Origin of the sequence: Catenibacterium sp., from assembly GCF_052354645.1 — a bacterium.
GTDB classification, from domain to species: Bacteria; Bacillota_I; Bacilli_A; order Erysipelotrichales; family Coprobacillaceae; genus Catenibacterium; species Catenibacterium mitsuoka_A.
Genome location: NZ_DAWDDM010000340.1, coordinates 1 through 1,904 on the forward strand (window position 1 = coordinate 1; position 1,904 = coordinate 1,904).

Genomic DNA, 1,904 nt, shown 5'->3' on the forward strand with positions numbered 1-1,904 from the left:
ATAAGACAAGTATTTGGACCTTCATTATTATAATAAATCTGTTTATGGTCTTTTGCAGATACCATAGGTACGTTTGTATCATGGTCTACAAAACATAATAGAGAACATTCAAAACCAGTTAAGAATTCTTCTAAAACAACCTTTTTACCAGCATCACCAAAAGCACTGCCATCAAGCATCACTTTAAGTTCTTCTTTAGCCTGCTGCTTTGTCTCACAGATGACTACACCTTTACCTGCTGCAAGACCATCAGCCTTAACAACAACAGGAAGATCAAAAGCATCTAATGCTTTAATAGCTGATTCGTAATCAGTCACTTCTTCATACTTTGCAGTAGGAATATTGTGCTTTTTCATGAAATCCTTAGAGAAGGCTTTAGAACCTTCAAGAATAGCTGATTCTTTTCTAGGGCCAAATACTTTGTGTCCTCTTTCTTCTAAATAGTCAGCAAGTCCCATACACAATGGTACTTCAGGACCAATAACAGTTAAATCAATACCCTTTTCTTCAACAGTCTTTAAGATAAAAGGCATATCTTCTACACTACCTGGAATACATACAGCATCCATACCAGGATTACCAGGAATAGCATATAATTCAGTAACATGTTTACTCTGTTTTAATTTCCAGGCAATTGCATGTTCTCTTCCACCACTACCAATAACAAGAACCTTCATATAACGCCTCCTTAGTGTCTAAAATGTCTATAACCATTGAAGACCATTGTCATATCATGTTCATCACAATAGTCAATAGATTCCTGATCACGAACTGATCCACCAGGCTGTACAATAGCCTTAATACCTGCTTCATCGGCCACCTGTGCACAATCATTAAATGGGAAGAATGCATCACTTGCTAATACAGCACCATGGAAATCCTTATCAGGATTATTATGAATTGCATTTTCTAATGCCCAGATACGTGAAGTCTGTCCTCCACCAACAGCTAAAGTACATCCGTCTTTCACTAGTACAATTGCATTAGACTTAACATATTTAACAACCTTTAAACCAAATTCCATATCAGATAATTCAGCTTCTGTTGGCTGCTTTTTAGTCACTACTTTCATTTCATCAATAAGCTTAGTATTTAATTCCTGAACAAGTGCTTTACCTTCAAGATACTTAATATCATACTTAGCATCACGTGCATCAAGATTCTTAAGCTTTAATAAACGTAAGTTCTTCTTCTTTTCTAATACTTCTAAAGCATCATCATCAAAATCAGGTGCTGCAATGATTTCTAAGAAAGTCTTCTTCATTTCTAAAGCAGTTTCCTTATCAATCTTATAGTTTACAGCGATGATTCCACCAAAGATAGAAGTTGGATCACCTTCATAAGCACGCTTATAAGATTCATAACCAGTCTTACCAATAGCAACTCCACAAGGTGTTGAATGCTTAATTGCAACAGTCACTAACTGATCACCAAATTCTCTTACGCAGGCAACTGCACCATATAAATCATTCACGTTATTGAAAGAAATTTCTTTACCATGTAACTGTTCATAATCTAATAAAGAATGCTGAACATATGGATCAACATAAGCATTTGCACTCTGCTGAGAGTTTTCACCATAACGCAAGTGATCTGTCTTCTTTAATGAAATATTTAAGATATCAGGGAATTCATCATGTACCTGATCAGCGAAATAACGAGAAATCATTGCATCATAGCTGCCTGTTAAGCTATAAGCCTTATAAGCAAGATTCATTCTGAATTCAAAATCAGTCTTATCTTCTCTAATAGCTTCTAATACAGCATCATAATCTTTTGGATCAGTAACAATCAATACATCCTTGAAGTTCTTAGCAGCAGAACGAATCATTGAAGGTCCACCGATATCAATGTTCTCCATCATTTCAGCCATTGGCTTACCAGCCTTAAGCGCTTTTTCAAAC

2 protein-coding genes are annotated in these 1,904 nt (G+C 35.7%); both read right to left on the reverse strand.

Translation table 11 applies throughout. The features are described from left to right. The coding region (locus tag ACT8VG_RS10760) for a phosphoribosylamine--glycine ligase (protein WP_444195868.1) at positions 1 to 677 on the reverse strand (677 nt) is incomplete at its 3' end. A gap of 11 nt (positions 678 to 688) precedes the next feature. Continuing rightward, a partial coding sequence (purH, locus tag ACT8VG_RS10765; protein WP_444195869.1) for a bifunctional phosphoribosylaminoimidazolecarboxamide formyltransferase/IMP cyclohydrolase occupies positions 689 to 1,904 on the reverse strand: 1,216 nt, incomplete at its 5' end.